Annotated in this window: 15 protein-coding genes; 5 read left to right on the forward strand and 10 right to left on the reverse strand. The window is 67.1% G+C overall.

The features are described 5' to 3' along the window. Positions 1-139 precede the first annotated feature (139 nt). Positions 140-586, forward strand: a complete 447-nt coding sequence (locus tag SB786_RS07005) for a hypothetical protein (protein WP_027784713.1) — start codon at positions 140-142, stop codon at positions 584-586. A gap of 80 nt (positions 587-666) precedes the next feature. Here SB786_RS07005 and SB786_RS07010 read toward each other — a convergent pair whose 3' ends face one another. Next, positions 667-1,557 carry an NAD(P)-dependent oxidoreductase gene (locus tag SB786_RS07010; RefSeq protein WP_410727010.1) on the reverse strand — a complete coding sequence of 297 codons (891 nt, stop codon included), beginning with the start codon at positions 1,555-1,557 and terminating at the stop codon, positions 667-669. A 146-nt stretch (positions 1,558-1,703) separates the two neighbouring features. Here SB786_RS07010 and SB786_RS07015 point away from each other — a divergent pair, with 146 nt between their 5' ends. Together SB786_RS07015 and SB786_RS07020 are read left to right on the forward strand one after the other, a co-directional pair. Beyond that, positions 1,704-1,913 (forward strand): dodecin, encoded by a 210-nt coding sequence (locus SB786_RS07015; protein WP_006762466.1) that lies wholly within the window; start codon positions 1,704-1,706, stop codon positions 1,911-1,913. 213 nt (positions 1,914-2,126) lie between these two features. After that, on the forward strand, positions 2,127-3,056 hold the full coding sequence (locus tag SB786_RS07020; RefSeq protein ID WP_006762467.1) for a LysR substrate-binding domain-containing protein: 930 nt from the start codon (positions 2,127-2,129) through the stop codon (positions 3,054-3,056). An 88-nt stretch (positions 3,057-3,144) separates the two neighbouring features. Here SB786_RS07020 and SB786_RS07025 read toward each other — a convergent pair whose 3' ends face one another. Further along, the gene (locus SB786_RS07025; RefSeq protein ID WP_410726884.1) at positions 3,145-4,557 is read right to left on the reverse strand and encodes an 8-oxoguanine deaminase; all 1,413 of its coding nucleotides are present in this window, start codon (positions 4,555-4,557) and stop codon (positions 3,145-3,147) included. Positions 4,558-5,067: 510 nt separating this feature from the next. Between SB786_RS07025 and uraH the strand changes: the two genes are divergently transcribed. Next, positions 5,068-5,421: a hydroxyisourate hydrolase gene (gene uraH, locus SB786_RS07030; RefSeq protein ID WP_410726885.1), complete on the forward strand. Its 354-nt coding sequence runs from the start codon at positions 5,068-5,070 to the stop codon at positions 5,419-5,421. Positions 5,422-5,488: 67 nt separating this feature from the next. Then, positions 5,489-6,682, forward strand: coding sequence for a urate hydroxylase PuuD (locus SB786_RS07035; RefSeq protein WP_410726886.1), 1,194 nt, complete (start codon positions 5,489-5,491; stop codon positions 6,680-6,682). Positions 6,683-6,778: 96 nt separating this feature from the next. Here SB786_RS07035 and SB786_RS07040 read toward each other — a convergent pair whose 3' ends face one another. The 8 genes from SB786_RS07040 to SB786_RS07075 form a co-directional block, all read right to left on the reverse strand. Beyond that, complete coding sequence (locus SB786_RS07040) at positions 6,779-7,189, reverse strand: ACT domain-containing protein (protein ID WP_410726887.1); 411 nt, start codon at positions 7,187-7,189, stop codon at positions 6,779-6,781. A 131-nt stretch (positions 7,190-7,320) separates the two neighbouring features. Beyond that, complete coding sequence (locus SB786_RS07045; RefSeq protein WP_410726888.1) at positions 7,321-7,833, reverse strand: ureidoglycolate lyase; 513 nt, start codon at positions 7,831-7,833, stop codon at positions 7,321-7,323. After that, entirely contained in the window at positions 7,830-8,843 is a 1,014-nt protein-coding gene (alc, locus tag SB786_RS07050) for an allantoicase (protein WP_410726889.1), read from the reverse strand. Before alc ends, SB786_RS07045 begins: the two co-directional genes overlap by 4 nt. Before the next feature lie 62 nt (positions 8,844-8,905). Next, a complete protein-coding gene (gene uraD, locus SB786_RS07055) occupies positions 8,906-9,427 on the reverse strand; it encodes a 2-oxo-4-hydroxy-4-carboxy-5-ureidoimidazoline decarboxylase (protein WP_410726890.1) in 522 nt (173 codons plus the stop codon). Continuing rightward, positions 9,424-10,377: an allantoinase PuuE gene (puuE, locus tag SB786_RS07060; protein ID WP_410726891.1), complete on the reverse strand. Its 954-nt coding sequence runs from the start codon at positions 10,375-10,377 to the stop codon at positions 9,424-9,426. The genes uraD and puuE overlap by 4 nt, the downstream gene beginning before the upstream one ends. A 150-nt stretch (positions 10,378-10,527) precedes the next feature. Then, positions 10,528-11,364, reverse strand: coding sequence for an aspartate/glutamate racemase family protein (locus tag SB786_RS07065; protein WP_410726892.1), 837 nt, complete (start codon positions 11,362-11,364; stop codon positions 10,528-10,530). Positions 11,365-11,374: 10 nt separating this feature from the next. Further along, complete coding sequence (locus SB786_RS07070) at positions 11,375-12,859, reverse strand: NCS1 family nucleobase:cation symporter-1 (protein WP_410726893.1); 1,485 nt, start codon at positions 12,857-12,859, stop codon at positions 11,375-11,377. A gap of 149 nt (positions 12,860-13,008) precedes the next feature. Further along, positions 13,009-13,713 (reverse strand): GntR family transcriptional regulator, encoded by a 705-nt coding sequence (locus tag SB786_RS07075; RefSeq protein ID WP_284889943.1) that lies wholly within the window; start codon positions 13,711-13,713, stop codon positions 13,009-13,011. Positions 13,714-13,836 lie beyond the last annotated feature (123 nt).

The following is a 13,836-nucleotide window of genomic DNA, read 5'->3' on the forward strand; positions in this document are numbered from 1 at the left end:
GACGGGAGACATTGATCGTCGTACCGCACGAGTGCAGCATTTTCGTGTGCTATAAAGGATCGACATGCGGCGTACATAGCCGGGAGTGGGTCGCATGAAAGTGCCGCATTTCTTGCAATTGTTTTTGAGGCGAGTGTTTATGTCCTTCCCGAAAAAACGTCGGCGGGCGCAACAGGATGGCCAGGAGTCATTCCTCGCGGTATTGCGCCATTCGAAACCGTTCGCGCAGCTCGACACCAAGATTGCCCGCGCCCGTGCGCAGGACGAACCCGTCCTCTACGCGCATGTGCTGCCCGGCCTCGACGTGCTCCTGTGCAGCGTGCGCGGCGCGCAGCCGCCCTATCCGGCCATCGCCGAACTGCGCAAGCGCTGCATCGAATCGATCGCCAACGCGCTCGAACAGCCGCTCGACGGCCTCGAGAACGGCGGATATTGGTACGAGGCGAACGGCTTCGGCTTCCTCGTGTTCGCGAGCCGCGCCCGCGCGCGCATCCTGCCCGAATTTGGTGCGGGCACGAAGGCGAGCCTGCGCGGCGGCCTCGGACGCCAGAACGCCGGCGACACGACACCGCGCTCCCTCGGCTGAACCGACACCGACACGATGGGCCGCCTCCGGGCGGCCCATCGGCCATTCAGGCTTCCCCCTTCACCGCCACCGCGCGATCACTATGCCGTCCCGCGCCCGTTGCCGGGCCGGACGATGTCGATGAACGCGGCGAAATCGGCGCCGGCGAGCCCCTGCGCGGCGCCCAGCCGCAGCACCTGCTGCACCGTGGCCGATACGGGCATCACCGCGCCCGTGTCGCGCGCGGCGTCGGCGATCGCATCAACGTCTTTCTGGAATGTGCTCAGTGCACCGATCGATGGATGGCCGCTTGACGTCATGCGCGGCACGAAGGTCTGCAGCAGCACCGAGTCGGCCCACCCGCCCGCCAGCGCGTCGGCCAGACGCGCGGCGTCGATGCCGCTCGCCTGCGCCAGGCCGACGGCTTCCGCGATCGCGGTCACCGTCGCGGTGACGATCGCCTGGTTGCACAGCTTCGCGGTCTGGCCCGCGCCGGCGTCGCCCATGTGCGTGATGCGCGACGCGTAGGCGTCGATCAGCGGCCGCACCGCGTCGAGGTCGGCCGCGCCGCCGCCCGCCATCACCGCGAGCGTACCGGCCTGCGCGCCGGGCACGCCGCCCGATACCGGCGCGTCGATCCAGCCGACGCCAAGCGCGGCCGCGCGCGCCGCGTAGTCGCGCGTCGCGGCGGGCGAAATGCTCGAATGATCGACGATGCGCTTCAAGCGGCGTGCGTTCGCATCGCCGGCAAGGAGCCCGTGCTCGCCGAACGCGACGTCGCCGACCGCACGCCCGTCGAGCACGCACACGAACACCGTGTCGACGCGCTCGGCCAGTTCGCGCGGCGTGTCGACCACCTGCGCGCCGTCTTGTTCAAGCGCCTCGGCCTTGCCGCGCGTGCGGTTCCATACGCTGACCCGGCGGCCCGCCGCCAGCAAATGCCGAATCATCGGCGCGCCCATCAATCCCGGTCCGCAAAATCCGACTTCCACGATGTTCCCCGTCTCCAATTGAGGTTGCACTTGCCGCCCATCATACCTATCACTCAAGAAGCCGGACACGCGCGGCGCCGCTTCGGGCCCGCCGCTCGCGCCGGCCGCCCATACCGACCACGTACCGACAACCCAGGGAGCGCATCATGAGCGACCACGTCTACAAGCTGATCGAACTGACCGGCTCGTCGCAGCAATCGTGCGACGACGCCATCCGCAACGCGATCTCGAAAGCCGGCAAGACGCTGCGCAACCTGCACTGGTTCCAGGTGACCGAAACACGCGGCCACATCGAAGGCGACCAGGTCATCCACTGGCAGGTCACGCTGAAAGTCGGCATGCGCATCGACGACTGACGCGTCGCGCGCGGTGCCCTGACTACCGGATGCGTGCAATGCGCATCCGCGCCGCACCGCGCCCGCCTGCATTACGCCCCGTTCGGCCCCGTGTCGAGGCCCGGCCGGCGGGCGTCTGCGGGTATCCAGCTCTTGACGCTGGTTTTCGTTCATATTAAAAACCATATACCTCCCCGCCCCCTCGATCAGCCCAGACATATAAACGGAGATATCATGAGTCAGCAACGCGAGGCGATCGACACGTACCTCTTGCGCGTCTTGCACACCTTGTTGATGGAGCGCAGCGTCACGCGCGCGGCCGTCAAACTGAACCAGTCGCAACCGGCGATCAGCGCCGCGCTGCGGCGCCTGCGCGACATCACCGGCGACCCGCTCCTCGTGCGCGGCAAGTCCGGCATGGTCCCGACCGAATACGGGCTGCGCCTGCTCGAACCGGTGCAGAACGCATTGCGTGAAATCGAGCGCATCAAGTTCCAGCAGCACAATTTCGACCCGGCCACGTCGATCCGCTGCTACCGGATCGGCTGCCCCGACTACCTGAACGTGCTGTTCGTGCCGACCGTCGTCGAACGCTTCCGCCAGGCCGCGCCGAATGCGACGCTCGAGTTCCACTCTCTCGGCCCCGCGTTCGACTATGAGCTCGCGCTGGAAGACGGCAAGCTCGACATCGTCGTCGGCAACTGGCCCGAGCCGCCCGAACAGCTGCACCTGTCGAACCTGTTCGTCGACGAAATCGTCTGCCTGATGAGCAACACGCACCCGTTCGCGAAGCGCGGCGGGCTCACGCTCGACCAGTACCTGAACGCGCCGCATCTCGCGCCGACGCCGTACTCGGTCGGCCAGCGCGGCGCGATCGACGTGCACCTCGCGCGCGAGCGGCTCAAGCGCCACGTGGTCGTCACGCTGCCGTACTTCAACCTCGCGCCGTACGTGCTTGTGAAGTCCGACCTGATCTTCACGACGACGCGCCTGTTCGCCGATCATTACGCGAAGTTCCTGCCGCTGTCGGTCGTGCCGGCGCCGCTCGACTTCCCGCCGATGCAGTACTACCAGCTGTGGCACGAACGCTGCCACTATTCCGACGAAGTGCGCTGGCTGCGCAGCCTCGTCGCCGAAGCGACCCGCACGCTGATCGAGGCTTGATCGCGCACGGCGTGCGCCGGCCAGGCCGTTGCGGTACGGCCTGCCGGCCGCAACTACCGCCGCGCGCAGCGACCACCTCGCCCGTGCGTCAGCGCGACGCCTCCACGAGGGCGTGCGCAAGGGCGTTGTGGCGCTCGATGACGGGCGGCAGATCGAGCGTCGCGAGCCGCCCTTCCCGCACCACCACTTTCCCGTTCACCACCGTGTACGCCGTCTGCGACGGCGCGCAGAATACGAGCGCCGCGACCGGATCGTGCAGCGCGCCCGCGAACAGCGGCTGGCGCAGGTCGAACGCGGCGAAGTCCGCGGCCATGCCGGGCTTCAACGCGCCGATATCGTCACGGTTCAGCACCTTCGCGCCACCCAGCGTCGCGATCTCGAGCGCTTCTCGCGCGGTCATCGCGTCGGGCCCGAAGCCGACCCGCTGCAGCAGCAGCGCCTGCCGCACTTCCGCGACCATCTGCGCGCCGTCGTTCGACGCGGAACCGTCGACCCCGATCCCGACCGGCACGCCCGCGAGACGCATCTTCTTCACCGGCGCGATGCCCGACGCGAGCCGCATGTTCGAACACGGACAGTGCGCGACGCCGGTGCCGGTGCGCGCGAACAGGCCGATGCCGGCATCGTCGAGCTGCACGCAGTGCGCGTGCCACACGTCGTGGCCGACCCAGCCGAGATCTTCCGCGTATTCGGCCGGCGTCATCCCGAACTTCTCGCGGCTGTACGCGATGTCGTTGACGTTCTCGGCCAGGTGCGTGTGCAGCGACACGCCGTAGTCGCGGGCCAGCACGGCGGCGTCGCGCATCAGGCCGCGGCTCACCGAGAACGGCGAGCACGGTGCGACGACCACGCGCAGCATCGCGTAGCGGCCTTCGTCGTGATAGGTCTCGATCAGGCGCTGCGCGTCGCGCAGGATGTCGGGCTCGCGCTCGACGACCGAGTCGGGCGGCAGCCCGCCGTCGCGCTGGCCGACGCTCATCGCGCCGCGGCTCGCGTGAAACCGCATGCCGATCCGCTGCGCGGCGCCGATGCTGTCGTCGAGCCGGCTGCCGTTCGGGTAGATGTACAGATGGTCGCTCGACGTCGTGCAGCCCGACTGCAGCAGCTCGGCCATCGCGGTCAGCGTCGACACCTCGATCATCTCGGGTGTCAGGTGCGCCCAGATCCGGTACAGGTTCGTGAGCCACCCGAACAGCTCGGCGTTCTGCGCGGCCGGCACCGCGCGCGTGAGGCTCTGGTACATGTGATGGTGCGTGTTCACGAGCCCCGGGATCACCAGGTGGCCACGCAGGTTGAGCACTTCGTCGGCGCTATCGGGCAGCTCGGCGCTCGGGCCGACCGCGACGATCCGGTTGTCTTCGATATAGAGCCCCGCGTCGCGCAGTTCGCGGCGCGTGTCGTCCATGGTCACGAGCACGTCGGCGTGCTTGACCAGCAGGGTCTTCGGGCGGGATGAGGATGGCTGTGGCGCGCGTGCGCCGGCGTGCTGCTCGAGGTTCATGCGTTCTCCGCGTCGTTCTGCCGCCGGGAGCCGTTCCCGGAGACGTTCACAAAGCCGTTCGAACGCTGATGCGCGGCACGCCCCGGTGCCTGCGTCCGTTCGAACGCGCTGGCCCGGTTACCCGGCGTGCACGCCGTCTTCGGGGTGCGCGCGAACTCACGGCCCGACGCGCACGGCGGCAGCATCGCCCAAGCGCGCGCGGCGCACAATGCGCGAACCCGAATACCGCGCTTCACGGTTTCGATATGGTAGGTCGCGTGCGGGCCCCCAAGCCCCGGAATCGCGGGCCGCGGGCCGCTCCCGGCGGGCCGTCGACAGCGGTTCATGCGCGGCGCATTATCTTCGATATCGCGCCCGTATTTGCGCGGGGAACCTTTTTACAATGCCTGCACGGCGCTCGCTTCAATTTCGCCGACGGGTATGTAGCCACGTGACGTGGAGCCTCGATCCGCCGCACAGTCAATGGATCGAGTCGCCGCCGAACCTCGCATTCACACAAGGACACAACGAATGGGAAAGCTCACTACCCACGTACTCGATACGGCGCACGGTCGTCCCGGCGCTGCCATCAAGGTCGACCTCTACGCGCTGGACGGCGACGCGCGCCGCGCGATCAAGACCGTGCTGACCAATAGCGACGGCCGCTGCGACGAACCACTGCTCGAAGGCGCCGCGCTCGCCGCCGGCGAATACGAACTCGTATTCCATGCCGGCGACTACTTCGCGTCGCTCGGCGTGAAGGTGCCCGAACCCCGTTTCGTCGACCGCGTCGTGCTGCGCTTCGGCATCGCCGACACCGCATCGCACTACCACGTGCCGCTGCTCGTGTCGCCGTGGTCGTACAGCACCTATCGCGGCAGCTGACAGCGCATCGGCACCCGACGCAGCGGCGCCCGCATCAACGATAACGATCTGAGTCTGGAGGAGTTTCATGGAAGGCTTCATCACCGACTGGCTGAACCTCGCGCTGCGATGGCTGCACGTCATCGTCGCCATTGCGTGGATCGGCGAGTCGTTCTATTTCGTCGCGCTGGACAACAGCCTGAAACCGCCGACCGACGCGAACCAGCGCAAGCGCGGCGTGTTCGGCGAGCTGTGGCACGTCCACGGCGGCGGTTTCTACAACATGCAGAAGTACACGGTCGCCCCGCCGGAAATGCCGGATGACCTGCACTGGTCGAAGTGGCCGTCGTACACGACCTGGCTGTCGGGCTTCTCGCTGTTCTTCGTGCTGTACCTGCTCGCACCGAACACGTACCTGATCGACAAGAGCGTGCTCGACATGGGCCCGGTGGTCGCCGTCGCATCCGCGCTCGGCTTCCTCGCGGCCGGCTGGATCGTCTACGACTCGCTGTGCCGCATCCTCGGCACCAACGATCGCGTACTCGGCATTTGCGTCGGTATCTACGTCGTCGCCGCCGCGTACCTCGCGTGCCATATCTTCGCGGGCCGTGCGGCGTACCTGATCGTCGGCGCGATGCTCGCGACGATCATGTCGGCGAACGTGTTCTTCGTGATCATCCCGGGCCAGCGCAAGATGGTCGACAAGATGCTCAAGGGCGAAGAGCCGAACCCGATCTACGGCAAGCGCGGCAAACAGCGCTCGGTGCACAACACGTATTTCACGCTGCCGGTCGTGTTCGCGATGCTGTCGAACCACTATGCGATGACGTACACGAACAAGTTCAACTGGGTCGTGCTCGTGCTGATCATGCTGGCCGGCGCGCTGATCCGTCAGTTCTTCGTGATGCGTCACCGCGGCAAGCAGCTGTGGTACCTGCCGATCGGCGGCGTCGCCCTGCTGTCGGGCGCGCTCGTGTGGACGATGCCGAAGCCGGTCGCACCGGAAGCGCAGGCCGCGAACGCACCGAAGGTCGTGATCAACGACATCATGCCGATCCTGCAGCAGCGCTGCGTCGAGTGCCACTCGGCCAAGCCGACGCTGATGGGCAGCGCGCCCGCCGGCGTGATGTTCGACACGCCGGACGAAGTGTCGAAGAACGCGCAGCGTATCTACGAACAGGCCGTGCGCCTGAAGGCGATGCCGATCGGCAACGTCACGCACATGACCGACGACGAGCGCGTGAAGCTCGCCGCCTGGTTCGAGGGCGGCGCGGTCAGGTAAGCCGCCGGGCGCCGGCGGTCGGTTGCCGGCGCATCCTCTCCGTTCGCGGGCCCGGAAACGGGCCCGTTTTTTTGCGTGTGTGAAATGCGTCGCCCGCTAGCCGCGTATCGCGTCGCGCTGCAGCGCGACCAGCGCATCGAGCGCGCGCGGGCCGTCGTCGAACGGCACGAAGATGTGGTCATGATACGCAGCGGCCATCACGTTGCAGCTGATGCCGGCGGCGCCCAAAGCCCGCGCGAACGCGGCCGTCAGGCCGACCGCCGCGAGATCCGAATGCACGGTCAGCGTGATCCATGCGGCGCGAAACAGCACGGGCCAGCCGCGACGTGCCGCAGTCTGCTCGTCGACCACGACCGTCATGCCTTCCGCTTCGCGGAACGTCGCGATCGCTTCGGGTAACGATATGTCGGCATCGGCCGGCAGCGTGACGAATGCGAAGGCGCCGCGATGCAGCTCGGGCTGCATCGTGCGCAGCAGGACGGCAAGGTCGTTTTCAGGTTGACGCATCGGGGACGGGGCCGGAACCGGACTTCGGGCGGTGGCGATGCGGGCACGATAGCACGCGGCACGCATAAAAAAACCCGCGCGAATCGCGCGGGTGTCTTTGTTCCTTCGAACGGCAACGGCAGCAATCCGGCTCAGGCCGTCAGCGCATCGAGCGCGTCCTCGGTGAGCCACAGCGACTCCCGCAGGTCCTGCTCGTTCAGGTTCAGGCCTTCACCGCCGCGATCGACGACGATGAAGTCGCTGACGCCGCCGAGCGCGATCAGCGGGTGATGCCACACGCCCTTCGCATAGTTGACGCCCTGCCACCCGCTCGTCACGAACGCGCGGATCTTCGACGCATCGAGATCGCCCGCCGGCGCGACGACGACGAGATACGGCCGATCGTTCAGCGGCACGAACGCCTGGCTGCCGAGCGGATGGCGCTCCAGCATCTTCACCTCGAACGGCAGCGTGCGCGGCTGACCGCGGAACAGGTTGATGAGGGTGCGCCCGTCTTCGTCCGCCACGTCGACTGTCGCGAGATCGTGAAAGCGGATCGTCGTGCCGAGGTTGATCGGAATCTGCTTCGCGCCGTCCGTTTCGATCACGTCGCCGAACGGCGCGAACGCTTCCTTGGTCAGCGGTTCGATGGCAAGCGTCTTCATTTGTCGAGCGTCCCCCACAGACGCACGCGCGACACGCCACCGTCCGGAATGATGTTCAGGCGGACGTGGGTCACCGGGCCCAGCGACGCGATTTCGTGTTCGAAGTAGTGCTGCTTGTCCATCTGCAGCTTCTGTTCGCCGAGCAGCACCGGCCAGAACATCGACTGAGTGATCAGCGAGCTGTCGGTGCCGCCCGACACGTACGCGGCCTGGATCGAGCAGCGGTCCGGGTAGTTGCCCTTGAAGAACGCGGTATCGACTTCGATCTTGCGGATCACGCCCGGCTGCGCGAGCGCGATGATCGCCCAGTCGTTGCCCGGCTCGCGGCGGCGCCGGGTTTCCCAGCCGTCGCCCATGTTCACGCCGCGGCCCGGCAGCAGCAGGTTCGACGCGACGCCGAAGTGCTGGTTGTTCGCGGCGACCACGTAGCCGCCGTTTTCCATCGCCACGAGATCGAACTGCTCGGTGGCGCTCGCGCCGGCCCAGTCGAGCTGCGGCTGGCCGTATACGCGCAGGCGCGCGATGCCGCCGTCCGGATAGATGTTCACGCGCAGGTGCGTGAACGCACGGGCGTCGCGCGCTTCGACGTAGTGATGGCTGTTGCCCTGCAGCGTCGTCGACGACACGACCTCGACCCATTCGGTCGCATGCGTCGGCGCGCCATCGGCCACGAACGCGGCCTCGATCGATGCGGCCGGCGGAAAGTTGCCGGTGAAGTGGCTCGTGTCGATGTCGAAACCCTTGATCACGCCCGGCCGCGCGAGCTTGACGATGCACCAGTCATAGCCCGTCGTGCGCTTGCGGCGCGTCTCCCAGCCGTCCATCCACTTGCCGTGATCGTCGTACTTGCCGGGGATGAACACCGCCGGCTCCGGATTCAGCATCCGCTCCTTCGGCGCGAAGAAGTCGTCGCTGGCCTCGAGCGCCTGCGCACCGAGACGCGGGTCGGCAAGGTTCACGTAGCGCCGCGTGAAATCGGGTGCGTTGGGATCGAGAAGCGGAACAGCCATGATGTTTCCTTGTTTCAGTGAGGCGATCAGGCCACTGCGATGCAGCAGGCCGTGTTGCGGTGTCAGGCGTCGATCAGGTCGTCGAGGCGAAAGCGCGCGATCCGGTAGATCTGGTCGAGGCTCGCGCGCAGTTCCTCGGCGCGCGAATGATTCACGCGCGACTCGAAGTTCGCGATGATGCCGTGCCGATCATAGCCGCGCACCGCGAGGATGAACGGAAAGCCGAACTTCTCGCGATACGTGCGGTTCAGCGTCAGCAGCTTGTCGAACTCTTCCTGCGTGCACTGGTCGAGACCCGCGCCGCTCTGCTCGCGCGTCGACTCGGCCGTCAGCTCGCCGCGCACGGCGGCCTTGCCGGCCAGTTCCGGGTGAGCGTTGATCAGGGCGAGCTGGCGCGCTTCGCCGCCCGTCTCGACCGCAACCGACATCGTCTTGTGCAGCGCGTCGATGCTCGCGAACGGCCGCTCGGCCGCGGCGACCTCGGCCACCCACGGCGAATGTTCGAAGATCCCTGACAGCGCCGCGACGAATGCGCTCGGCGCCATCGTGTTCAGTTGATCCAACGTGTAACGCATCGCCTTCATGCTTTCCCTTCGTTTCGATGATTGGGCTGATACGGATGATGTTCACGCCAATGACGCGCGATATCGACACGGCGCGTCACCCATACGCGGTCATGCTTCTCGATGTGATCGAGGAAACGCTGCAGCCCGCGAAAACGCCCCGGCCGGCCCAGCAGCCGGCAGTGCATGCCGATCGACAGCATCTTCGGCGCTTCGTCGCCCTCGGCGTACAGCACGTCGAATGCGTCGCGCAGGTAGTCGAAGAAGTGCTCGCCGGTGTTGAAGCCCTGCGGCGTCGCGAAACGCATGTCGTTGGTATCGAGCGTGTACGGGACGATCAGCTGCGGCGACGTAGCGCCGCCCGACACGGCGACGTCCATCCAGAACGGCAGGTCGTCGCCATAGTTGTCGGAGTCGTACAGGAAGCCGCCGTATTCCGCGACGAGACGGTGCGTGTTCGGGCTGTCGCGGCCGGTATACCAGCCGAGCGGACGCTCGCCCGTCACGCGCTCGATCGCTTCCATCCCGAGGCGCATGTGCTCGGCCTCGAGCTCGGGCGTCATGCTCTGGTAGTGGATCCAGCGCCAGCCGTGGCACGCGATCTCATGACCGAGCTCGACGAAGGCGCGCGCAAGTTCCGGATGGCGCTCGATCGCCATGCCGACGCCGAACACCGTCAGCGGCAGCCCGCGCTTCTCGAATTCGCGCAGGATGCGCCATACGCCGGCACGCGAACCGTATTCGTAGATCGACTCCATGCTCATGTGGCGGTCCGGATACGCGGCCGCGCCGACGATTTCGGACAGGAACTGCTCGGAGCCCGGATCGCCGTGCAGCACGCAGTTCTCGCCGCCCTCCTCGTAGTTCAGCACGAATTGCACGGCGACGCGGGCGCGCCCGGGCCAGTTCGCCTGCACGGGATGGCGGCCGTAGCCGATCAGGTTGCGAGGATAGTTGGGATCGAGTGACATGGGTTCGAAGTGCGACGAAAGCTTGCCGGAATAATGGGTTCGCATCGACCCGCGCGTGTGCCGGAGGCCGGCCGCGCGGGCCGATGCGATGACGGCCCAGTGTAGCGAAAAGGTGCGGACGCGCCCATACAGCGGCGCAGATAGTGCAGGTCAGACGGTGTGTATGTGCGGGGGCGGCAAATCCGGCGCCCGTTCCGGCTCGGCGATCCCGCTGCGCGCCGTGGCGGCGGCCGGCGCGGCCGGCGACGAGTCCTCCGCCGGGCTGAAGCGCGCGAATTCGCCGTCATAGCGCTTCGGCAGCGGCCGCGCATAGTCGCCGCGCTTTGCGGTCCCGAGGCGCAGCGCGACAAGCGCCTCGGCCCACTTGACGGCCGCCGTCACGCCTTCCACGACCGGCGCGCCGATCTGCCGCTCGATCTCGTGTGCGAATTCGGCCATCCCCGCACAGCCGAGCACGATCGCGTCGGCGCCGTCCTCGTCGAGCGCGCGCCGGCATTCGTCGACGATGATCCGCCGCGCGGCCGAACCTGGCCGGTCGAGCTCGAGCACCGCGACGTCGGTCGCGCGCACGTTGCGGCAGAACCGCTTCATCCCGTAGCGCTCGGCGAGATGCCATGCCATCCCACAGGTGCGCGCGAGCGTGGTGACGACGGAGAAGCCCGGCGCGAGCACGCTCGCCGCGTGCATCGCCGCCTCGGCGATCCCGATTACCGGCCCGCGCGCGACCTCGCGCGCCGCATACAGCCCCGGATCGCCGAAACACGCGATCACATATGCGTCGCAGCCGTCGCGCTCGCCCTGCGCGATCTCGGCGAGGAGCCCGGGCGTCGCGAGCGCCTCGTCGTAATAGCCTTCGATCGACGGCGGCCCCATCGGCGGGCTCACCGCGACGATCGCGGTGCCCGCGGCCGCGACTTCACGTGCGCAGCGACCCATCGCATCCGTCATCCGCTGCGTCGTATTCGGATTGATCAGCTTGATCTTCATCGCGCGCTCCTCAGGCCTTCGTGCTCACGAGCAGCCGGTAGAACACGAAGCCGAGCCCCGCGCCGATGAACCACGAGAAGTTCGCGGCGCCCTGCCAGCCCGGCGCCATCACGCAGACGACCGCGATCACCGCGGCCGGGAGCAGCGCGGCGAGCGCGCGGCGGTTCACGCCGCCCGTGTACCAGTAGGTGCCGCTCTCCGACATCGTGTAGAGGTCGTCGCGCACGAGGCGGCCGCGCTTGACGAGGTAGAAGTCGGCGATCAGCACGCCGTAGAGCGGGCCAATGAATGCGCCGAGCACGTCGAGCGTGTAGTGGATCACGGCCGGGTTGTTGAACAGGTTCCAGGGCGTGATGAAGATCGACGCGACGGCGGCGAGCATCCCGCCCGCGCGCCAGCTGATCAGGCGCGGCGCGACGTTCGAGAAGTCGAACGCGGGCGACACGAAGTTCGCGACGATGTTGATGCCGATCGTCGCGATCGTGAAGGTCAGCGCGCCGAGGATCACCGCGGTCGGATGATCGATGCGGCCGACCGTCGCGACGGGGTCGGTGATGAGTTCGCCGAACACCGGCAGCGTCGCGGCCGTCGTGATCACCGTGACGAGCGAGAACGCGAGGAAGTTGACCGGCAGCCCCCAGAAGTTGCCGCGCTTCACGTCGCCGAACGAGCGGCAGTAGCGCGAGAAGTCGCCGAAGTTCAGCATCGGCCCGGAGAAGTACGACACGACGAGCGACACGGCCGTGATCATCACCGGAATCACTTCCGCGCCGTGATACTTCACGCCGCCGAGGTTCAGGCCGATGTTGCGCCAGCCCGCGCGCCACACCATGTAGCCGGCCAGGATGAACATCACGACGTAGACGGCCGGGCCCGCGAAGTCGATGAACTTCTTGATCGTCTCCATCCCGTTCCAGAACACGAACGCCTGCAGCACCCACAGCAGCATGAAGCCGGCCCAGCCGACCGCGGACAGCCCGAGGAAGCCGTAGCGATGGACGTCCGCGTACGGCAGCCATTGCGGGAAAAACTTCAGCACGACGATCACGAGTGCGCTGGACGCGAGATAGGTCTGGATGCCGTACCACGCGATCGCGATCAACCCGCGGATCACGGCCGGCACGTTAGCGCCGAGCACGCCGAACGTCGCGCGGCACGCGACCGGATACGGCACGCCGATCTGCTGGCTCGGGCGTGCGATCAGGTTGCACAGCCGGTTCACGATCGTGATGCCGACGATCAGCGCGATCAGCACCTGCCAGCTCGTCAGCCCGAGCGCGAACAGGCTGCCCGCGAACACGTAGCCGCCGACGCTGTGCACGTCCGACATCCAGAACGCGAAGATGTTGTACGAACCCCATGTCTGATTCTTTAGGGGTGCCAAATCTTCGTTATACAAACGTTGACTGTAACCGTCCGGCAACGCGGAACCGCCGCCCTCGCCGCCATCTTCCGCCGGATACGCGCTGTCGTGCGCCACACTGAACTGAGCCATGACTTCTCCTTGATGCGGCCGCCCGGCCGCTCCACCGTCATCGATACCGCTCCGAATCGTCGCCCGGAGTCGGACTGGCGGCCGGCGGCGCAAACCGCCGGCCTGCATTGCTCTCGTCGTGTGGCGCGCGGGCCGGTTCGCGTCGCCGCTCAGGCGCCGCCGAACACTTCGCGCAAATCGACCTGCCCTTGCGCGGGCCGGTCCAGCATCTTCAGTTCGACATGCTGCAGGTGGTGCGCCATCAGCGTCACCGCCCGCTTCGGATCCCCCGCTTCCAGCGCGCTCAGGATCTCGTCGTGGTCATCGCACGAGCACGGGCTGCGCCCGTGCGATTCGTACAGCGCCGACATCAGCGTCGAACGTGCGACGAGCCCGTCGAGGCACTCGCAGAGCGTCGCGTTGCCCGTCAGCGCCGCGAGCGCCGTATGGAATTCGCCCGACAGGCGGATCCACGCCGCGAAATCGTGCCGCTCGAACGCCTTGCGCTCCTTGTCGATCAGCGCGGCGACGCCCTTCAGCCGCTTCGCGCCCGGCCCCGTCGCGAGCCGCTCGACGACGGCCAGCTCGATGATCCGGCGCATCTCGAACACCTCGTGCACGTCCTGCAGCGTCGGACTCGCGACGAACGCACCGCGGTTCGGCTCGAGATCGACCAGCTTGTCGGCCGCGAGCAGCGCGAGCGCCTGCCGGATCGTCCCGCGCTTCACGCTGAACACGTCGCAGAGCTGCGCCTCCGTCAGCTTCGCGCCGGGCGCGAGCCGATGCTCGAGGATCGCGGTGCGGATCCGCTCGGCGATCGCTTCGGGGCCGGCCGTACCGGACGGATGGGAATCGGGCTCGTTCATGATCTGCATCGTGTGATGGTCCTCATCCTAGGATGGACATAAAGATTGTCAACAATTCTTTTCTTGAAATACGCACAATCCGTGTGCACCCCGTCGCGCCAGATCCGTGCGCGGCGCACGATATCCAGGCAC

Origin of the sequence: Burkholderia sp. SIMBA_062 (assembly GCF_046534765.1) — a bacterium.
Lineage (GTDB): Bacteria > Pseudomonadota > Gammaproteobacteria > Burkholderiales > Burkholderiaceae > Burkholderia > Burkholderia ambifaria.